This is a genomic window from Vogesella sp. AC12, assembly GCF_024437575.1.
Lineage (GTDB): Bacteria > Pseudomonadota > Gammaproteobacteria > Burkholderiales > Chromobacteriaceae > Vogesella > Vogesella indigofera.
Window position 1 is genome coordinate 14,372 of sequence record NZ_JANFNU010000011.1, and the last position, 16,358, is coordinate 30,729.

Here is a 16,358-nt window from a genome sequence, read left to right on the forward strand (position 1 = left end):
GAAGTGTTGGCACGCTGTCGCCTGCCCTTAGCGGGCAATCAGTTCGTTTTCGACAATCCGCGGCGTGATGAAAATCAGCAGTTCGCGGCGGTTGTTGGTGACGGATTTGTTGCGGAACAGGACGCCAAGCAAAGGGATATCGGCCAGCAAAGGCACTTTGTTTTCGACATTGTTTTCTTCCTGCACATAAATGCCGCCAATCACGACGGTGCCGCCATTTTCGACGCGAACCTGGGTTTCTACCGTCTTGTTGTCGATAGCCGGGCCGGCATCGAGCGCCAGTTTCAGGTTCGGCGTGTCCTTGGTGATGTTGAGTTGCATGATGATGTCGTCCTCCGGCGTCACCTGCGGCGTCACCGACAGACTCAGGTTCGCTTTCTTGAAGGTGGTGGTCGACTTGCCGTTGTCGTCGATGGACTGGTAGGGAATCTCGGTCCCTTCGGTGATGGTTGCCTTGGTGCGGTCTGCGGTCAGGATGCGCGGGCTGGACACCACCTTGCCATTGTCCTCGGCCTGCATCGCGGACAGCTCAAGCCCGATCAGGCTGCTTGCACTACGGTAAATGGTGGCGATGGACGCCCCACTAAGCGATGCAGGCAGATCAACGATCGGTTTCAGGGTGCTATTCGAGGTGGCTGATCCGGGAAGAGCCTCGCGAACCAGCGTATCGCCACCGACCTTCTGGAAGGCCAGTCGCACGCCCAGATCGCGCTGGAAGTTGTCCTTGGCCTCGACGATACGCGCCTCGATCAGCACCTGGCGCAGCGGTACGTCCAGAATCTCGATGACCTTGCGAATTTCCTCGATCATGGAGACGCCTGCCCGCACGATCATCCGGTTAGAGCGGCTGTCGACCATGATGGCCATGCTTTTGCTGACGGTGGTTGCCGCCCGGGTATTGGAACTGGTATCACTGTCGTTGCTTTCCCGTTCACTCTGCGCAACGCTACTGAAGCGCTCCAGATCCTTGATGGCCTCCTTGATTTCTTCGGCGGCACGATAGCGGATGGCGAAGGTCTCGGTGATGAGGGGTTCCGAGGTTTTCTTGATGCGGTTGGCTTCGGCGATCTGGCGTTCGATGCTGACCAGCTCGTTGTGCGGCGCGATGCGGATGACGTTGCCGACCTGGCGTTTTTCCAGGTTTTTCTGGGTCAGGATCAGGTCCAGTGCCTGGTCCCAGGGGACGTCGTTAAGGCGCAGGCTGAGGCTGCCGGTCACGCTGTCGCTGGTGATGATGTTCAGACCGGTGAACTCGGCGATGACCTGCAGCAGCGAGCGCACGTCGACGGTCTGGAAGTTGAGCGACAGGCGTTGCCCTTTGTAATTGGTCTTGCCCTGCGCCAGCAGATTGGCCTCGGCCTCTTCCTGCGACACGGCGCGAATCTCGACCACCAGTTGGCGTTCGGTCTGGTAGGAGGAATACTCCCAGTTGCCGCCAGACTGGATGGCAATCCGGCTGCCGCTGTTCTGGTTGACGGCATCGATGCGGCTGCTCGGGGTGGCAAAGTCGGTGACATCCAGGCGCCGCTCGAGGTGGCGCGGCAGCTTGATGCCAGCCAGGTCCACGATCAGGCTGTTGCCTTCGCGCTTGATGTCCACCGGGCTGTTGCTGGTCGGCAGGTCGACGATGATGCGTGCCTCGCCTTTGCTGCCGCGGCGGAAGTCGACATTGGCCACCTGGCGGGCCATGCCAAGGTTGGCCGCAGCGGGACTGGCAAGCGGGCTGTTGTCGGCGGCGAGCGGCTTGTCGGCGGCGTTGAAGCTCACCAGCAACTGCTTGCCGTCAATACGGGTGCTGTGCGCGCTGCTCTTGTTGAGGTTGAGCACCAGCCGCGTGCGGTCGCTGCTTTCGACGATGGTGGCGGCGTTGAGCAGTTCGCTGTTGAATGGCAGCAGGTTCTTGCCGGTCTGGTTCTTGGTGTCCTTGAAGTCGAAGGCGATGCGCGGCGGGTTGATGATGGAAAAGCTGGCCGGCGTGGTCGGTGCCGCGGCAAAACTGATGGCCAGCACCGGTTCGTTCTGGCTGTTGTTGACGAGATCGATGGCGGTGATGGCATTGGCGGCGAGCAGGGCCGGGGAGAGACCGGCCAGGAGCAGGCTGCTGGCCAGTGTTTTCAGGTAGTGCTTGTTCATGGTTTTGCCCCTTGTTCCTGCTGTAGCAGGTACAACGTGTTTTCTTGTTGTACCCACTCCCCATTGATGTTTTCCACGGTTTCTTCCAGTACCACTTCGGTCTCGCTGACTTTGCGCACGATGCCAAAGTTGGGGCCGACAAAACTGCCGGGCCGCACGCGGTATATGCCGTTGTCGGGGGTCTGGATCAGCCCGAAATACTGCTTGTTGATGCGTAGGGTGCCGGTCAGCTTGAGCTGGCTCAGCTCGTAGTTTTCCAGTACCTCGCGTGGCCGGTTGTTGTTGAACAGCCCCTTGACCTTGTTGCGCGCCAGCTGCAGCCGTGTCGGATCAAACGGCGAGCCCAGCTGGGCGCTTTGAAACTGGTAAGGCTCATAGGGCTGCAGCGGTGGCAAGGGCTCGACCTTGCCGTGCAGATCCTTGCCGGCGTGTTGCATCCATTGTTCGATACTTTCCGGCTCGGCGCCGCAGGCGGTCAGCGCGAGCAGGCAGGGCAGGATGATGATGCATTGGCGGGCTGTTTTCATCATGGTTTACCGGCCTTGGCCGTCTGTTCGCCGGCCTCCAGGGCACGATAGGTTTTAGCAGTGGCCTGCAGCTGCAGGCGGTCTTCCTTGGCGCCGCCGTTCGGACTCAGGGTAATGTCGCCGATGGTCACGATGCGTGACAGCTGCGCCACGTCATTGACGAAGGTCGCCAGCTCACCATAGCTGCCGCTGAGGCGGATCTGGATCGGCAGGGTGGCGATTTGTGCCGCCTTGGTTTCGCTGCCGGGACGGAACAGCTCGAACAGCAGGCCGCGGCCAACCCCAGCCTGGTTGATTTCGGTGAGCAGGGTTGGCATTTCGGCTCTGGTTGGCAACTGCCTGAGCAGGGCGCTAAAGGAAGATTCGATCTCCTTCAGCTGCTGTTGCAAGGCGGCAAGGTTGGCGACCTGGCGCTTCTTGTCGACAAAGCTTTCCTTTAGCTGTACTTCTTTGGCTTGCTGGCGCTCGATCTGCTCCTGCAGGTCGGCAAATACGAAGTAGTAGGCCAAGCCCAAGATGGCGGCGATCATGACGACCAGACTGGCGATCTGCGGCCCGATTGGCAAATCCGGCAGGTTCTTGAGATCGAGTTGACGAAATTCATCCATTGTCATGATGGTTTCCCCTTCTGGCCAGGCTTGCCGTCGCCTGGCTTGGTTTCGGCTCCTCGCAGAGTGATACGGAGGCTGAAGTCATTGGCCCGGATGTTGTCGGCCAGGGTCGATTTGACTTCGACCAGAACCGGGGTGCTGAACACGGTGGACTGTTCCAGATTGCGCATCAGGGCGGCGATGCGTGCGCTGGACAAGGAGATGCCACTGACGGAAATGGCTGGGCCGGTTTGTTTGAAACTCTTGATGAATACCCCTTCCGGCAGGGTCTTGATCAGCTCGTCAAAGATCCGGGTCGCTTCGGTGCGGCTGTGCTGCAGCCGCTCTACCAGCTCCTTGCGAGTCAGCATGTCCAGACGCTGGCGTCGCAGTGTCTCGATATTGCTCAATTCCTTGTCCAGTTTGGCAATGGCGGTCTGCAGCTGCTGGTTGCGGCGTTGCTGTTCGCTGAGGGTGCTGTCCAGCCAGCTGTAGCCGGCGTAGGACAGCCCCAGTCCGGCGAGGAGCGCCGCGGCCAGCATGTTCTGGAAGCGCTTGCGGTGGGCCGCCTTTTTCAGTTCGCGGTGGGGGAGCAGGTTGATCCGGATCATGGTTCAGTCGAATCTCCGCAGGGCCAGTCCGCACGCGACCAGTAACGATGGCGCATCCAGCAGCAGGTTTTTCAGCTCGACATGCGAGGAATGCGTCATGGTGGTAAACGGGTTGGCGATCATGGTGCTGATCTGGGTACGGCCAAGCACGGCATCGTCCAGTCCGGCCAGCATGCTGGAGCCGCCGGCAAGCAGGATGTAGTCGACCCGCAGGTACTGCGACACGCTGACGCTGGTGTAGAAAAACTGCAGCGCGCGCTGAATTTCCTGTGCCAGCGAATCGACGAACGGGCGCAGCAGCTCGTTCTCGTAGCCTTCCGGCAGCATCATGGTGCGCTTGCCGTGCTCCGATTCTTCGTGGCTGTAGCCGTAGCGGCGCTGGATGTCGCGGGTGAGCTGGCTGCCGCCGAAGGCCTGTTCGCGGTAGTACAGCTGCTGGCCGTTGCGGATCACCGAGCAGTGGATGGCGGTGGCGCCGATGTCGAACAGGGCGAAGGTCTGGTTGATGCCCTGGTCAGGCAGCTGCTGTTGCAGCTGCTCGAAGGCGGTCAGCATGGCGAAGGCATCAATGTCGACCACATCGACCTTCAGTCCCGCCATTTCGGCCACCGCCACGCGTTCCTCGACTTTTTCCTTGCGTGCGGCGCAGATCATCACGTCGAGGTCATTGCCGCTGTTGGCGGACGGGCCGAGCACCTGGTAGTCGAGGTTGACCTCGTCCAGCGGGAACGGGATGTACTGGTTGGATTCGGTTTCCACCAGCATGGCCAGGTCGTCGGGGTTCTGCGCCGCCGGCACCAGGATTTTCTTGTAGATCGCCATCGCGGTGGGCAGGGCGATGGCCACCCGCTTGCAGGACGAGCCGAGATGGCGGCGGGCGTGGCGGATGGCCTCGGCGACGGCTTCCATGTTCTGGATATTGCCTTCCACCACCGCGTCCTTGGGCAGCGGCTCGACAACGTAGCGCTCCAGTTGCGGGCCGCGGCCGGCGCTGCTGAGCTCGACCAGCTTGATGGCGCTGGAGCTGATGTCCATGCCGAGCAGGCCGTGCTCGGTGGTGCTCAGCAGCGGCGCCAACGCTTTTTTCAGTCTGGAAACATCCAGTGAGGGTTTCTTGTCAAACATCGTTTTCAAGCCGCGCCTGTCGTGACTGCTGACTGGGCGCGGCCAACCTCCGGTCTTGTGGCCATTGATCGGCTGGTGGTCATCCGCGGCGCGGCTGCGATGACCGGCTGAGGCGCCGTTACGTATCGTCGCTATCTGAAAAAGGTATAATGCGCCATCCTTCTGAAAGGCAAGAGCTTCACTACCCACTTATGTTGCCACGCATTCTTTCCGTGACCGCCGGCATTATTGCCGGCCTGACCATCCTGGTGCTGGGCCTGGCCGTGATCGCCATTCTGGTGACCTATCCGCGCCTGCCGAGTCTGGATGTCCTGACCGATTACCGCCCGAAAATCCCGTTGCGCGTCTATACCCAGGACAAGGTATTAATCGGTGAATTTGGCGAGGAACGGCGTTCTTTTACCAAAATCGGCGATGTGCCACAGTTGATGAAACAGGCGGTTTTGTCGGCGGAAGATGAGCGTTTCTACCAGCATGGCGGCATTGATTACATTGGCGTAATGCGTGCCGCAGTCGGCAACATAGTATCCGGTCGCACGCATTCCGGTGCAAGCACGATCACCATGCAGGTGGCCAAAAACTTCTTCCTGTCCAGCGAGAAAACCTTTACCCGCAAATTCAATGAAGCGCTGCTCGCGTTCAAGATTGAGCACACTTTATCGAAAGACCAGATTCTCGAGCTCTATTTCAATCAAATCTATCTGGGGCAGCGTGCCTACGGCTTCTCCGCCGCGGCGCAAACCTATTTCGGTCGCCCGCTGCAAAGCCTGAGCGTGGCCGAGATGGCGATGCTGGCCGGTCTGCCGAAGGCGCCATCCAGCTACAATCCCGTTGTCAATCCAGAGCGGGCAAAATTACGCCAAGCCTATGTTTTACGTCGTATGCATGAGCTGCGCTACATCACCGCCGAGCAGTACGAGGCGGCCAGAAGCGAGCCGTTGCGCCTTGCCATTGCCAATCCGGACACCTCGCTGCCGGCACAGTACGTGGCGGAAATGGTGCGCCAGGCGATGTACGAGCGTTACAAGGACGGCGCCTACACCGAAGGGTTTCGCGTTTTTACCACAATCGACAGCCGCCACCAGCAGTGGGCATTTGACGCGCTGCGTGCCGGCTTGATGGACTACGACAGCCGCCAGCCGTACCGCGGCCCGGAGTCGTTTGTCGACCTCAGCAAGGTAGAAGATGCCGATGTTGAGGAAACGCTGGATGAAACGCTGGCCGCGGTGCGCGACAGCGGCAATATGCAGCCGGGCGTGGTGCTGTCGGCCTCGCCGTCGGCGGTGACCGCTTATCTGCGTGGCGGCCGCAAGCTGCAGATCCGCGGCCGTGGCCTGACCTTCGCCCGCAGTGCGCTGTCGGAACGGGTGACCCCGGTGCAGCGCATCCGCCGTGGCGCGGTGATCCGCATCGTGGAGCAGGGCAATAACGTCAGCATCGTGCAGATGCCGACGGTGGAGGGCGCCTTCGTGGCGATGGATCCGGCCAATGGCGCGATCCGCTCGCTGGTCGGCGGCTTCGATTTCAACCGCAGCAGCTTCAACCACGTGACCCAGGCCATGCGCCAGCCGGGTTCCACCTTCAAGCCCTTCGTCTACTCTGCTGCGCTCGACCGCGGTTTCACGCCGTCGACCATGATCAACGACGCGCCGATCACGGTTGATCCGCAGACCATCGGCGGCCAAAGCTGGGATCCGAAGAACGATGACGGCAAATATGCCGGCATGATCACGATGCGCCGTGCGCTGGCGCTGTCGAAAAACCTGGTGTCGATCCGCATCCTGATGTCGATCGGCACCGACTTCGGCCAGCAGTACGTGCAGCGCTTCGGCTTCGAGTCGAAGAACATCCCGGCCTACCTGACCATGGCGCTGGGCGCCGGCCAGGCCTCGCCGCTGCAGATGGCGGAAGGCTATGCCGTGTTCGCCAACGGCGGCTACCGCACCCGCGCCTACTTCATCGACCGCATCGAGGATGCCGGCGGCCGCCTGCTGGCGCGCACCGAGCCGGCAGTGGCGGGGCGCAACGCGGCGCAGGCGATTGACCCGCGCAATGCCTACATCGTCAGCAACATGCTGAAGGACGTGGTGCGCTACGGCACCGCCAACCGCGCCACCGCGCTGGGGCGCGGCGACATCTCCGGCAAGACCGGTACCACGAACAACTTCCGCGATGCCTGGTTTGCCGGTTTCACTCCGTCGCTGGTGGCGGTGACCTGGGTCGGCTTCGACCAGCCGCGCAGCCTGGGCCGTTACGGCTACGGCGGCACCGCGGCGCTGCCGATCTGGATCAACTACATGAACAATGCGCTGAAGGGCGTGCCGGACATCGAGCTGCCGCCACCTCCGGGCATCGTGGTGCGGCCGGGCGCCGCGCTGCGGGGCAACGACGAGTACTATATGGAAGAGTTCCAGCGTACCAATCCGCAGTTGAGCATCAACAACCGCGGCACGGTGCCGGGTAGTGGCAACGTGACGCCGGACGAGACGGCGCCGGCCGAGGAAGCGGCGCCGGCGGGCGACGCGGTGGAAAACGTGAAGGAACTGCTGTTCTGAACGTTGGCCGCAGCGGATAAACACAAGGCCAGCGTCTGCTGGCCTTGTCGTTTTGCGGGGCGGCGCCGTTACAGCAGCGACAGCACCTGTTCCGGCGGCCGGCCGATCACGGCGCGGTCGCCGAGCAGCGCGATCGGGCGCTCCAGCAGCTGCGGATGGGTGTGGATCGCCTGCAGCAGGTGCTTGTCTTCCAGCGACACGTCGTCCAGGTGCAGGCGGACGTAATCGTCCTCCTTGCTGCGCATCATCTGGCGTGGGCTGACGCCCAGCGCCTGGCACAGCTGCTGCAGCTCCTCGATGCTGGGCGGGGTCTTCAGGTATTCCACGATCTCGAGCGGGGCGGAGCGCTCCTGTAACAGTTTTAATGCTTCTCTGGATTTCGAGCAGCGCGGGTTGTGATAAAAACGGATCATGAATCGCTACTTTCTGCTATGTCTTGGGAGTTCTTGAACACACTGTTGTTCGTCAGTGCCGCCGTGGCGTGCTACGGTGCCGATTATATTTCCTAGCCCGTTCTTTGCCGACTATGCCCGAATCCTCCCGCCAGCGCCACGCGGTGCTGGCCCTGCTGCTTGCCGCACTGGCCACCCTCGGCCCGTTCTCCATCGACACCTTCCTGCCGGCGATGGCCGACATCGGCGTGGCGCTGTCCGCCTCGCCGCTGCAGATGCAGCAGGCGCTGTCGGTGTACCTGTTCTGCTATGCACTGATGATGCTGTGGCATGGCGCCATTTCCGACAGCGTCGGGCGGCGGCCGGTGATCCTGGTGTCGTGCCTGTGCTTTGCCATCGCCTCGGTCGGCTGCGCGATGGCCAGCGACCTGTCGACGCTGCTGCTGTTCCGCGGCATGCAGGGGCTGTGCGGCGGTGCCGGGCTGGTGGTCGGCCGCGCCATCATCCGCGACCGTTTCCACGGCCACGACGCGCAACGCATGATGTCGCAGGTGACGATGCTGTTCTCGGTGTCGCCGGCGATTGCGCCGGTGGTCGGCGGCCTGCTGTTCGGCAGTTTCGGCTGGCGCTCGATCTTCGTGTTCATGGCACTGCTGGGCCTGCTGCTGTTTGCCGCCTGCTGGCACAGCCTGCCGGAAACGCTGGCGCGCGAGGTGCGCCCGCCGTTCGCCTGGCGGCAGCTGGCACGTAACTATCTGGAGGTTGGCCGCAAGCGCGAATTCCAGCTGCTGGCGCTGGCGGTGTCGTTCAACTTTGCCGGCTTCTTCCTCTATATCCCGTCGGCGCCGGTGTTCGTGATGCAGCATCTGGGGCTGGGCCACGACCAGTTCATCTGGATGTTCGGCCCGGCGGTGGGGGGCATCATGCTCGGCGCCTTCCTGTCCGGGCGGCTGGCCGGGCGGCGCAATGCGCGGCAGCTGGTGTCGCTGGGCTACGGCCTGATGTTCGGCGCCGCGGCGCTCAACGTGCTGTCGGCGTGGCTGCTGCCGCCGTCGGTGTGGAGCAGCGTGCCGCCGCTGGCGCTGTATTCGACCGGGATGTCGCTGTCGGCGCCGTCGATCACCATCGTGCTGATGGACCAGTTCCCGCACCTGCGCGGCACGGTGTCGTCGATGCAGGGCTTTACCCAGACCATGTTCTCCAGCCTGATCGCCGGGGTGATCGCACCGCTGGTGTGGACGTCGACGCTGTCGCTGGCGCTGACCATGAGCGGCCTGCTGCTGGTCGGCTTCCTGCTGCGCAGCGCCTACCGTCGCCGCGTCAGCCGCACGGCGTAAACAGCGCTCCGCGAGCCGCTGCGCCGGCGTGATCCTGCGTGGCCATCGGTCAAAACGGGCGGACTGATATCGACAGCCACGGCGCGTTGTTGGCCAATGCTGGCTGCTCTGATGTTGGCGTGAGAGAACGTGAACCGCTCGCTCAGCTGGCGGCGGCCTGCACCAGCACCGGCTGCAGCACGCGGATCACCTCCTGCGGCGACAGGCCGAGCAGGAAGCCGCGCTTGCCGCCGTTGATGTAGATCTTGTCCAGCGCGGCGATGCTGGCTTCCATGTACACCGGCATGCTGGCGCGAGTGCCGAACGGGCTGGTGCCGCCGACCTGGTAGCCGCTGTGCTTGTCGGCGGTCTTGGCGTCGCAGGGGCTGATCTTCTTGACGCCGGCCTGCTTGGCCAGCATGCCGGTGCCAACCTCGCGGTCGCCGTGCATCAGCACGATCAGCGGCTTCTTGTGCTCGTCTTCCATGATCAGGGTCTTGATCACGCAGTGCTCGTCGACACCCAGCTCGCGCGCCGAGACGCGGGTGCCGCCTTTTTCCTCGTACTTGTACAGATGTTCGCTGTAGCTGACCTGATGCTGACGCAGCAGGCGGATGGCCTGGGTGACCGGGGCTTTCTCTTTCGACATGATGCTGGGTCCAGTGCAAGACGCCGGCTATTTTACCCGTGCGGCCAACGTTGGCCGCAAGTATCGCCACACCCGCCACAGCAGCAGCACGGCGAGGATGGCGGCATAGATCAGCGGCGACTGGAGGTCGCGCTTTACCAGCCACAGGTAGTGCAGCACCCCCAGCGGGGCGATGACGTAGACCAGGCGGTGCAGCTTGCCCCAGTTGCGCTTCAGGCGGCGGATCCAGCCGTCGCTGGAGGTGATCGCCAGCGGCAGCAGCAGCCCGAAGGCGAGCATGCCGACGGTGATGAACGGCCGCTTGACGATGTCGCGCACGATGGCGGCCCAGTCGAAGAACTGGTCCAGCCACAGATAGGTCAGCAGGTGCAGGCAGGCGTAGAAGAACGCGTACAGCCCCAGCATGCGGCGCAGGCGCAGCAGCCAGCCCGGCGCCCCCAGCGCCCGCAGTGGCGACACGCACAGCGTGATCAGCAGGAAGCGCAGCGTCCAGGTGCCGAGACCGCGGGTCAGGTCCTCGATCGGGTTGACCGCATGGCCTGCCAGCGCGTGCCACAGCAGCTGCGCCAGTGGCAACAGGCAGATCAGGAACAGCAGCCCCTTGATGGCGGCGAACAGGCGCGGGCCGGGTTGTTGCCAGTGCAGGGCCAGCGGCTTGGCGAGGATGGTGCTGTCGGCCATGTCAGAAGTTCCGTCGCAGGTCCATGCCGCGGTACAGGCCGGCGACCTGTTCGCCGTAGCCGTTGAATGGCAGCGTCTTGCGCTTGAAGAATTCGCCGATGCGGCGCTCGGTGGCCTGGCTCCAGCGCGGGTGGTCCACCGCCGGATTGACGTTAGAGTAGAAGCCGTACTCGTTTGGCGCCGCCATGTTCCAGCTGGTCGGCGGCTGCTTTTCCAGCAGGTGGATGCGGCTGATCGACTTGATGCTCTTGAAGCCGTACTTCCACGGCACCACCAGCCGCACCGGCGCGCCGTTCTGGTTCGGCAGCAGCTCGCCGTAGAGGCCGACGGCGAGGATGGTCAGCGGGTGCATCGCCTCGTCGATGCGCAGCCCTTCGCGGTACGGCCAGTCCAGCACCCGCCGCGCCACACCCGGCATCTCGCCGGGGCGCAGTGCGGTTTCGAACGCCACGTACTTGGCGCGCGAGGTCGGCTGTACCTGTTTCAGCAAGTCGGCCAGCGGGAAGCCAATCCACGGGATCACCATGCTCCAGCCCTCGACGCAGCGCAGGCGGTAGATGCGCTCCTGCAGCTTCATCTTCAGCAGGCTGTCGATGTCAAACGTGCGCGCGCGGGTCACCTCGCCGTCCACGGTCACCGTCCACGGCCGCGTCTTCAGCCGCCGCGCGTACAGCGCCGGCTCTTCCTTGCCGGTGCCGAATTCGTAGTAGTTGTTGTAGCTGGTGATGTCGTCGCGGCTGTTCGGCTTTTCGCTGGTCGACAGCGGGCTTTTCGTCGCCGGCAACGCGGCGATGGCCGACACCGGCAGCAGCAGCCCGGCGCTGCCGGCCATGAACTGGCGGCGGTTGAGGTAGACCGCCTGCGGGGTGATGTCGGCTTCGGACAGGCGGTCGGTCAGGGTCTTGATGAGCATGGCAGTGATCTCGCGGGGCAACAGGCCTTAGTCGCAGTATTCCGCCTGATCTGACAGCCGCCGGCAAAAACAGTTGCGCGCCGCGGTTTACCCTGCCATCCACGGGCGGCCGAGCGCACTGCCTTGCGGCCCGCTGGCGGCCAGCGCGGCGGCAATCGCCTGCAGCGCCGGCCAGCGCGGGCCCCACCAGTCCGGGGCGATCAGCGTCGGCGCCTGCGCGGTGGCGGATATGCGGTGGTAGACCACCTCGGGCGGGGTGTGGCGGATCAGCTCGGCTGCCAGCGCGGCGTAGTGCGCTTGCGTCAGCGGGGCGATCTCGCCGCGACGGTACTGGGCCGCCATGCGGCTGCCGCGCACGATCATCAGCGGGTGCAGCTTGAGCCCCTCCACGCCAATGTCCAGCACCGTGTCCAGCGTCTGCCGCACGTGGCGGTCGTCTTCGCCGGGCAGGCCGGCGATCAGGTGGGTGCAGACCTGCAGCCCGCGCCGATGCGCGCGCTGCACCGCGTCGCGGTAGTCGGCGAGGCCGTGGCCGCGCCGGATCAGCGCCTGGGTGGCGTCGTGGGCAGTTTGCAGGCCCAGCTCCAGCCAGACTTCGTAGCCGCGCTGCTGGTAGCCGGCGAGCAGGTCGAGTGCGGCATCCGGCACGCAGTCGGGGCGGGTGCCGACGCATAGACCGACGACATCGCGCTGGCTCGCGGCCTCGTCGTACAGCGCCTTGAGCGTGGCCACCTCGGCGTAGGTGCTGGTATAGGCCTGGAAGTAGGCCAGATAACGGCGGGCACGGTCGGTCTTGGGTTTTTCGCGGGCGATCTGCTCGGCGATGGACAGCGTACCGCCCTCGCGGCCGAAGCTTTTCACGTTGCAGAAGGTGCAGCCGCCGCGGTCCAGCGTGCCGTCGCGGTTGGGACAGGTGAAGTCGCCGGCCAGCGACAGCTTGTGCACCTTTTCCCCGAAACGGGTTTTCAGGTAGTGGCCGAAGGTATGAAGGTGGCGGGTCAGGTCCATGCGCAGCCAGGGCTCGTCGGCAGAAAAGCCGGCAGTCTAGCGCCTTGGCCGCCGCGGCGGAGTGAGCGGGATCAAGGCTGTCGACTACAGCCGCACGCCGGCCAGACTCAGCAGCAGGAACAGCAGCGAGCTGCCCAGCAGCGCGATGGCGAGAGTGTGGATGAACTCGCGGACGGTCTGACGCTGTTCGCGGCTGAACAGCCAGCGGATCAGCAGGAAAGCGGTGACAAACAGCAGGGCAAGCCGGAACAGGCGACCGATCATGGCGAAAAACCGCGAAAATTTGCAGGGAATGATTATTGGCGGCGTTGGCAGGCCTGTGCAAGCGTGCGTCGGCAAGCTAAGCTCTGTCCTTGCTCAGGAGCAGCCTTGAACGGGGACGGGCAGAGCCGAAAAGGCCGCCATTCCTGCCCCCGCCGCCGATTACAAGAGGCAGTTATGTCCAATCTTTCGTCATCCGTCGGCATCGTGACGCCACAGCATGCGGATTTTGCCACGCCGCTGCCGCTCAATAGCGGCCATGTGCTGGCGTCGTATCGCCTGACTTTTGAAACCTACGGCACGCTGAATGCCGCGCGCAGCAATGGCATTCTGATCTGCCACGCGCTGTCCGGCCATCACCACGTTGCCGGCCGCTACAGCGCCGACGACAAGGCCGCCGGCTGGTGGGACAACATGGTCGGCCCCGGCAAGCCGATCGACACCAACCGCTTCTTCGTGGTCGGGGTCAACAACCTTGGCGGCTGCCACGGCAGCAGCGGCCCGTCCAGCATCGATCCGGATTGCGGCCAACCCTGGGGCTCGCGCTTTCCGGTGGTGACGGTGCCGGACTGGGTCACCGCGCAGGCGCGCCTCGCCGACCGCCTCGGCATCGACCGCTGGGCGGCGGTGATCGGCGGCAGCCTCGGCGGCATGCAGGCGCTGCAGTGGAGCATCGATTACCCGGAACGCATCGCCCACGCGCTGGTGATCGCCTCGGCGCCCAAGCTGTCGGCGCAGAACATCGCCTTCAACGACGTGGCGCGGCAGGCGATCATTACCGATCCCGATTTCCTCGGCGGCGATTTCTACGCCCACGGCACCATCCCGCGCCGCGGCCTGCGCCTGGCGCGCATGCTGGGCCACATCACCTACCTGTCCGATGACGGCATGGGCGAGAAATTCGGCCGCATGCTGCGCTCCGGCGAATACCAGTTCGGCTACGACGTCGAGTTCGAGATCGAGAGCTACCTGCGCTATCAGGGCGACAAGTTCTCCGACTACTTCGACGCCAACACCTATCTGCTGATGACCAAGGCGCTGGACTACTTCGACCCGGCCAAGGACTACGGCGGCGACCTGGTGGCGGCGCTGAAAAAGGCCAGCGCCAGCTTCCTGGTGGCCAGCTTCACCAGCGACTGGCGCTTCTCGCCGGAACGCTCGCGCGAGACGGTGAAGGCGCTGATCGCCGCCGGCAAGCGCGTCTGCTACGGCGAGATCGAATCGGTGCACGGCCACGACGCCTTCCTGATGACCGACCAACCCTATGTCGACCTGATGCAGGCTTATCTGGATCGCGTGGCAGAGGAGGTGAACGCATGACGACACTGACAACATTGCGCCCCGACCTGCAGCTGATCGCCGACTGGGTGGCCCCGGCCAGCCGCGTACTGGACCTCGGTTGCGGCGAGGGCGAGCTGCTGGCCTGGCTGCAGCAGCACAAGCAGGTCAACGGCTACGGCGTCGATTTCGACGTTAATAACGTGGTCAGCTGCGTCAAGGCCGGCGTCAATGCCATCCAGGGCGACCTCGAGGCCGGCCTCGCCGAATTCGAGGACCAGCGCTTCGAGCACGTGGTGCTGTCGCAGACCATCCAGGCGATGCAGCACACCGAAGAGATCCTGCTGGAGATGCTCAGGGTTGGCCGCGAGGCCATCGTCACCTTCCCCAACTTCGGCTACTGGCAGAACCGCTGGCAGATCATGCAGGGCCACATGCCGGTGTCCGACGACATGCCCTACCAGTGGTACAACACCCCCAACATCCACTGGTGCATGCTGGGCGACTTCGAGAACCTGTGCGCCAAGAACCACATCCGCGTGCTGGAGCGGGTGGTGATGGCGCACGGTCGGCGGGTGAGCTTCCTGCCCAATCTGCGCGGCAGCCTGGCATTTTACCGGGTCGGCCGTGGCTGACGCAGTGCTGGCCGGGGCCCGGCCCCGGCGGCTTCAGGGCGCGTGATCCGCGCTCTTTTTATTTTGCAGTGACAGGAACGAGTAGATGGCTGATTTTCGCAAGAGCGGCGCGTGGCGCATGGTCATGATCGGGGTGCTGGGTTTTGCCAGTGGCCTGCCGCTGGCGCTGTCCGGCACCGCGATGCAGGCGTGGCTGACGGTGGATGGCCTCGACATCGCCACCATCGGCTTTCTGAGCCTGGTCGGGCTGCCGTACACCTTCAAGTTCCTGTGGGCACCGCTGATGGATCGCTTCGAGCCGCCGCTGCTGGGGCGCCGCCGCGGCTGGCTGGTGCTGTCGCAGCTGGGCATCGCCGCCACGCTGGCGCTGATGTCCCGCACCTCGCCGGCACACGGCATCCAGGCGTTTGCGCTGCTGGCGGTGTTGCTGTCCTTTTTGTCGGCGTCGCAGGACGTGGTGATCGACGCCTACCGCACTGACGTGCTGGCGCCACAGGAACGCGGCCTCGGCTCCTCGCTGGGGGTGTTCGGCTACCGGCTGGCGATGATCCTGTCCGGCGGCATCGCCATGGTGTGGGCCGACCCGGTCAGCGGCAGCGGCCTGAACTGGAACGGCATTTACCTGCTGATGGCGGGGCTGATGCTGGCGGCGGCGCTGGTGTCGCTCTTGCTGGTGCCGCCGGTGCCGGCCGGCAATGTCGCGCCGCACAGCAACGCGCGCAACGACCTGAAAGGCTTTGTCGCGGTGCTGCTGGCGGTGGTGGTCGGCTACCAGTTCACCACCCGCGTCGGCGCGCCGCTGGCCGACGCCGTGCTGTCGCCGCTGTTCGGCAACGCGGCGCCGGCTGCGGCCAACCTTGTGCCGCCGGTCAATCCGGAGCAGAAAAAATGGGTCGACCTGCTGACGCTGCTGATCGGCATGGCGGTGACCATTCCGCTGGCGTGGTGGGCGGCGCGGCGCGCGCGCTTCGAGACGCTGAACCGCTCGCTGGGCAACTATTTCAGCATGGAGGCGGCCGGCGCCTTCCTGGCGCTGATCATCCTCTACAAGCTGGGCGACGCCTTTGCCGGTGCGCTGACCACCACCTTTTTGCTCAAGGGCGTCGGCTTTGCCCAGGCCGAGATCGGCGTGGTCAACAAGGTGATCGGCATCTGGCTGACCATCGTCGGCGCGCTGGCCGGCGGCGCCCTGATGATGAAGCTGGGGCTGTTCCGCTCGCTGCTGCTGTTCGGCGTGCTGCAGCTGTTGTCCAACCTTGGCTTCTGGCTGGTGGCGGTGTCGGGCAAGGGCGCCTGGGGCGGCTTCTGGCTGCCACCGTTCGACTGGGGGCTGGTGGCGCTGCACGAGGCCACCGCCGTCGACAATCTGCTGCTGTTCGCGGTCAGCATCGAGAACCTGACCGCCGGCATGGGCACCGCCGCCTTCGTCGCCTTCCTGATGGCGCTGTGCAACCAGAAATTCACCGCCACCCAGTTCGCGCTGCTGTCGGCGTTTTCCGCCATCGGCCGCGTCTGGGTCGGACCGATGTCCGGGGTGCTGGCCGAAAGCGTCGGCTGGCCGGTGTTCTTCCTGTTCTCGACGGTGATGGCGCTGCCGGGACTGATGATGCTGTGCTATCTGCGCGAGCGCATCCAGGCGCTGGACGTGCCGCGCGGCGCGCTGCCGGCGGACGATTGAGCCACA

The 16,358-nt window shown here is 64.2% G+C and carries 16 protein-coding genes; 5 read left to right on the forward strand and 11 right to left on the reverse strand.

The genetic code is table 11. The features are described 5' to 3' along the window. Positions 1 to 27 precede the first annotated feature (27 nt). Genes pilQ through NOM55_RS14395 form a run of 5 tightly spaced genes read right to left on the reverse strand, consistent with a single transcriptional unit; the run spans position 28 to position 4,986 of the window. The gene (pilQ, locus tag NOM55_RS14375; protein ID WP_255909225.1) at positions 28 to 2,133 is read right to left on the reverse strand and encodes a type IV pilus secretin PilQ; all 2,106 of its coding nucleotides are present in this window, start codon (positions 2,131 to 2,133) and stop codon (positions 28 to 30) included. Beyond that, positions 2,130 to 2,663 carry a pilus assembly protein PilP gene (locus NOM55_RS14380; protein WP_255909227.1) on the reverse strand — a complete coding sequence of 178 codons (534 nt, stop codon included), beginning with the start codon at positions 2,661 to 2,663 and terminating at the stop codon, positions 2,130 to 2,132. Before NOM55_RS14380 ends, pilQ begins: the two co-directional genes overlap by 4 nt. Next, positions 2,660 to 3,274 (reverse strand): type 4a pilus biogenesis protein PilO, encoded by a 615-nt coding sequence (locus NOM55_RS14385; RefSeq protein WP_255909228.1) that lies wholly within the window; start codon positions 3,272 to 3,274, stop codon positions 2,660 to 2,662. The genes NOM55_RS14380 and NOM55_RS14385 overlap by 4 nt, the downstream gene beginning before the upstream one ends. Further along, positions 3,271 to 3,861 carry a PilN domain-containing protein gene (locus tag NOM55_RS14390; RefSeq protein WP_255909229.1) on the reverse strand — a complete coding sequence of 197 codons (591 nt, stop codon included), beginning with the start codon at positions 3,859 to 3,861 and terminating at the stop codon, positions 3,271 to 3,273. The genes NOM55_RS14385 and NOM55_RS14390 overlap by 4 nt, the downstream gene beginning before the upstream one ends. A gap of 3 nt (positions 3,862 to 3,864) precedes the next feature. Then, positions 3,865 to 4,986 (reverse strand): pilus assembly protein PilM, encoded by a 1,122-nt coding sequence (locus NOM55_RS14395; protein WP_082133826.1) that lies wholly within the window; start codon positions 4,984 to 4,986, stop codon positions 3,865 to 3,867. A 191-nt stretch (positions 4,987 to 5,177) separates the two neighbouring features. Between NOM55_RS14395 and NOM55_RS14400 the strand changes: the two genes are divergently transcribed. Next, a complete protein-coding gene (locus NOM55_RS14400) occupies positions 5,178 to 7,541 on the forward strand; it encodes a penicillin-binding protein 1A (protein ID WP_047968256.1) in 2,364 nt (787 codons plus the stop codon). Positions 7,542 to 7,609: 68 nt separating this feature from the next. On the opposite strand, the gene arsC is transcribed toward NOM55_RS14400, so the two are convergent. Then, positions 7,610 to 7,954 (reverse strand): arsenate reductase (glutaredoxin), encoded by a 345-nt coding sequence (gene arsC, locus NOM55_RS14405; RefSeq protein ID WP_255909230.1) that lies wholly within the window; start codon positions 7,952 to 7,954, stop codon positions 7,610 to 7,612. 113 nt (positions 7,955 to 8,067) lie between these two features. Between arsC and NOM55_RS14410 the strand changes: the two genes are divergently transcribed. Beyond that, positions 8,068 to 9,270, forward strand: coding sequence for a multidrug effflux MFS transporter (locus NOM55_RS14410; RefSeq protein WP_255909232.1), 1,203 nt, complete (start codon positions 8,068 to 8,070; stop codon positions 9,268 to 9,270). Positions 9,271 to 9,412: 142 nt separating this feature from the next. Here the strand turns inward: NOM55_RS14410 and ybaK are convergent, their stop codons facing one another. From ybaK to NOM55_RS14435, 5 genes are all read right to left on the reverse strand, one after another. After that, positions 9,413 to 9,898, reverse strand: a complete 486-nt coding sequence (gene ybaK, locus NOM55_RS14415; RefSeq protein WP_120809339.1) for a Cys-tRNA(Pro) deacylase — start codon at positions 9,896 to 9,898, stop codon at positions 9,413 to 9,415. Between the two features lie 27 nt (positions 9,899 to 9,925). Next, the gene (locus tag NOM55_RS14420) at positions 9,926 to 10,579 is read right to left on the reverse strand and encodes a sulfite oxidase heme-binding subunit YedZ (RefSeq protein WP_255909233.1); all 654 of its coding nucleotides are present in this window, start codon (positions 10,577 to 10,579) and stop codon (positions 9,926 to 9,928) included. Position 10,580: 1 nt separating this feature from the next. Beyond that, positions 10,581 to 11,492, reverse strand: coding sequence for a protein-methionine-sulfoxide reductase catalytic subunit MsrP (gene msrP, locus NOM55_RS14425; protein WP_255909234.1), 912 nt, complete (start codon positions 11,490 to 11,492; stop codon positions 10,581 to 10,583). Positions 11,493 to 11,579: 87 nt separating this feature from the next. After that, a complete protein-coding gene (locus NOM55_RS14430; protein ID WP_255909236.1) occupies positions 11,580 to 12,500 on the reverse strand; it encodes a TIGR01212 family radical SAM protein in 921 nt (306 codons plus the stop codon). Between the two features lie 84 nt (positions 12,501 to 12,584). Continuing rightward, on the reverse strand, positions 12,585 to 12,764 hold the full coding sequence (locus NOM55_RS14435) for a hypothetical protein (RefSeq protein ID WP_255909238.1): 180 nt from the start codon (positions 12,762 to 12,764) through the stop codon (positions 12,585 to 12,587). Between the two features lie 174 nt (positions 12,765 to 12,938). On the opposite strand from NOM55_RS14435, the gene NOM55_RS14440 reads away from it, so the two are divergent. The 3 genes from NOM55_RS14440 (at position 12,939) to NOM55_RS14450 (ending at position 16,352) form a co-directional block, all read left to right on the forward strand. Beyond that, positions 12,939 to 14,081, forward strand: coding sequence for a homoserine O-acetyltransferase (locus NOM55_RS14440; RefSeq protein WP_255909240.1), 1,143 nt, complete (start codon positions 12,939 to 12,941; stop codon positions 14,079 to 14,081). After that, the gene (metW, locus tag NOM55_RS14445) at positions 14,078 to 14,674 is read left to right on the forward strand and encodes a methionine biosynthesis protein MetW (protein ID WP_047967935.1); all 597 of its coding nucleotides are present in this window, start codon (positions 14,078 to 14,080) and stop codon (positions 14,672 to 14,674) included. Before NOM55_RS14440 ends, metW begins: the two co-directional genes overlap by 4 nt. A gap of 85 nt (positions 14,675 to 14,759) precedes the next feature. Continuing rightward, positions 14,760 to 16,352: an MFS transporter gene (locus NOM55_RS14450; protein ID WP_120809333.1), complete on the forward strand. Its 1,593-nt coding sequence runs from the start codon at positions 14,760 to 14,762 to the stop codon at positions 16,350 to 16,352. The last annotated feature ends 6 nt before the right edge of the window (positions 16,353 to 16,358 follow it).

What these genes read in the sequence shown, in the direction of transcription:
- NOM55_RS14435 (WP_255909238.1), bottom strand. Translation starts at nt 12,764, where the DNA reads ATGATCGGTCGCCTGTTCCGGCTTGCCCTGCTGTTTGTCACCGCTTTC.
- pilQ (WP_255909225.1), bottom strand. Translation starts at nt 2,133, where the DNA reads ATGAACAAGCACTACCTGAAAACACTGGCCAGCAGCCTGCTCCTGGCC.
- NOM55_RS14420 (WP_255909233.1), bottom strand. Translation starts at nt 10,579, where the DNA reads ATGGCCGACAGCACCATCCTCGCCAAGCCGCTGGCCCTGCACTGGCAA.
- NOM55_RS14410 (WP_255909232.1), top strand. Translation starts at nt 8,068, where the DNA reads ATGCCCGAATCCTCCCGCCAGCGCCACGCGGTGCTGGCCCTGCTGCTT.
- metW (WP_047967935.1), top strand. Translation starts at nt 14,078, where the DNA reads ATGACGACACTGACAACATTGCGCCCCGACCTGCAGCTGATCGCCGAC.
- NOM55_RS14450 (WP_120809333.1), top strand. Translation starts at nt 14,760, where the DNA reads ATGGCTGATTTTCGCAAGAGCGGCGCGTGGCGCATGGTCATGATCGGG.
- NOM55_RS14440 (WP_255909240.1), top strand. Translation starts at nt 12,939, where the DNA reads ATGTCCAATCTTTCGTCATCCGTCGGCATCGTGACGCCACAGCATGCG.
- NOM55_RS14390 (WP_255909229.1), bottom strand. Translation starts at nt 3,861, where the DNA reads ATGATCCGGATCAACCTGCTCCCCCACCGCGAACTGAAAAAGGCGGCC.
- NOM55_RS14430 (WP_255909236.1), bottom strand. Translation starts at nt 12,500, where the DNA reads ATGGACCTGACCCGCCACCTTCATACCTTCGGCCACTACCTGAAAACC.
- ybaK (WP_120809339.1), bottom strand. Translation starts at nt 9,898, where the DNA reads ATGTCGAAAGAGAAAGCCCCGGTCACCCAGGCCATCCGCCTGCTGCGT.
- NOM55_RS14400 (WP_047968256.1), top strand. Translation starts at nt 5,178, where the DNA reads ATGTTGCCACGCATTCTTTCCGTGACCGCCGGCATTATTGCCGGCCTG.
- NOM55_RS14380 (WP_255909227.1), bottom strand. Translation starts at nt 2,663, where the DNA reads ATGATGAAAACAGCCCGCCAATGCATCATCATCCTGCCCTGCCTGCTC.
- NOM55_RS14395 (WP_082133826.1), bottom strand. Translation starts at nt 4,986, where the DNA reads ATGTTTGACAAGAAACCCTCACTGGATGTTTCCAGACTGAAAAAAGCG.
- NOM55_RS14385 (WP_255909228.1), bottom strand. Translation starts at nt 3,274, where the DNA reads ATGACAATGGATGAATTTCGTCAACTCGATCTCAAGAACCTGCCGGAT.
- msrP (WP_255909234.1), bottom strand. Translation starts at nt 11,492, where the DNA reads ATGCTCATCAAGACCCTGACCGACCGCCTGTCCGAAGCCGACATCACC.
- arsC (WP_255909230.1), bottom strand. Translation starts at nt 7,954, where the DNA reads ATGATCCGTTTTTATCACAACCCGCGCTGCTCGAAATCCAGAGAAGCA.